This is a genomic window from Mesorhizobium sp. M4B.F.Ca.ET.089.01.1.1 (assembly GCF_004022605.1).
GTDB classification, from domain to species: Bacteria; Pseudomonadota; Alphaproteobacteria; order Rhizobiales; family Rhizobiaceae; genus Mesorhizobium; species Mesorhizobium abyssinicae.
In genome coordinates this window covers 1-1,801 of sequence record NZ_RZOS01000738.1, presented here as the reverse complement: position 1 = coordinate 1,801, position 1,801 = coordinate 1, and the positions used below count along the sequence as shown (strand labels likewise).

The 1,801-nt window shown below is 60.5% G+C and carries 1 protein-coding gene and 1 pseudogene; one reads left to right on the top strand and one right to left on the bottom strand.

Annotated elements, in window-relative coordinates:
* Window positions 1-656 (top strand): CocE/NonD family hydrolase C-terminal non-catalytic domain-containing protein (locus EN780_RS33350; protein ID WP_281035398.1); only part of this gene is annotated, 656 nt, incomplete at its 5' end.
* Window positions 657-956: 300 nt separating this feature from the next.
* Here EN780_RS33350 and EN780_RS33345 read toward each other — a convergent pair.
* A pseudogene (locus EN780_RS33345) lies at window positions 957-1,801 on the bottom strand (hypothetical protein); the annotation flags it as partial.

Below are 1,801 nucleotides of genomic sequence, written 5' to 3'. Positions count from 1 at the left end.
ACCTTAGCCATCGCCATGACGATCTGGCGATCCAGCCTATGTTGGCGGGAAAGATCGAGACGATCCTGTTGAAGCTTCGATGTTGCGGGCAGCGCTTCGAGGCTGGCGAGCGCATCCGTCTGGCGGTTGCCACCTCCCATTGGCCCATCGTCTTCCCGATGGCTGAGAAAGCAACCTTGTCGATCCATTGCGGGGCAAGCCGGCTCATCCTACCAGTGCGCGAGGCACAGCCGCTCGATACCAAGCTGGCCGCCTTCCCTGGTCCGGAAAGCGCACGACCAATGGAGCAGAAGGTGCTCGTCGAGGCCGAACCCTTCCAACGGTCTGTCTGGACGGATCACATCACAGGGCTCACGGTTCATCAGGTCCTCATCGATGCCGGCACGATTCTGCAGCCGCATACCGGCATCACCCAATCGGCGCGAAATGTCGACCGCTTCAGCATCAATCCGGACGACCCGAACTCAGCCGAGGGCACCTGTACCTGGGAAAACACTTTCTCGCGCGATAATTGGAAGGCCAGAATCGCTGTGAGCGCCACGGTCCGGGCCCTTCGCCATGTCTGGCGGATGGAGACCTACTTGATCGCCCATGACGGCGACGAGGTGGTGGTCGAGCGCAGCGAGGTGAAGGAGTACCCGCGAGACCTTAACTAACACCGACCGCACCGGACGAGTCCGGTCGGTGGGGACAGTTTGGCCGGAGCTGTTCAGCTTTTCAGGTAATCGCCGAAGCGCCAACGCCTATTCTTTAGCAATTCCCGATGGAAAGCCGCTATACACTTCTCCTGAAGTGCTTCAGGCTGGCGTCGGCGCGTTCTCGCGGATGAGCCTCTGCTTCTTTAACTCGACCCAGAACTCCGCCGGAGTGGGGCGGCGTTGTCGTCAACAGGTTTCGACGGGCGCGTGCCCGGAATGTTGGCGGACGCGCCAGCACGAACTAAAACGCTGCCACCTTCAGCGGCTCTCTGGTGCGAGGACAATGTGGTCGACCACCTCTTCAGATTGCCCGGCAAGGTTCTCCAGCTTCTGAATGAAGCCGCCGACGATATCCGCACCCGCCGTACGGTCGAGCAGAACCCGGTCTGCGGGGCGAGCCGACAGGTCGTCGGCGGTGACCTCCGGTGGAATCGGGCAAATGTAGCGTCGCCCGCCGGTACGCTCTTTCAATTCTGCTTTGGCACGGGCAATGACATCGGGATTCCGCAGGCAATCGGCCGCCGTGGTGGCCATGGCCTTCGCCGCGAGCACCATCCCTTTATGGGCTGCGGGCAGATTCCCTTGCGTGACGAGCTGCCAAGTGTGGAACGGTGTACCGATAGCAAAGCAGGCCGTGTTGCACTGAACCGTGGGCACGATCCAGCTCACGTCGCCCACATCTGTGCTGCCCATCATTACTTCCTCGCGCGTGGGAATAGGAAGCAGCCCGTCGTGCAGCACCTTGGTCGCTAGCGAAGGATCGTAAAGCGCAACGCTTGATTCGATCTCCTCCTTCGTGAGCGTGTTCTTCTGCAGTTGTTCAGCGAAGGCATAATCCGTCTCGTCGAAGCCTGGGCCGCCGACGCGCTTCATGTTCTCGTACATGAGTTCCTGCAACACCTTGTTAAGTAGAACGTTCGAGTTTGCATCCATGATCTGCACCTTAACGGCGGTTTCCGTCATCAGCGCCGCGCCTTCGGCGATCCTCTTCACGCGCTCGAACAGGCGCTCCGCCTCCGGAAAATGCGGCGAGCGCACTAGATAGAGCGATTCCGCGTATGCCTGCACGACGTTCGGCGCATTGCCGCCCGTGCAGGTAATGG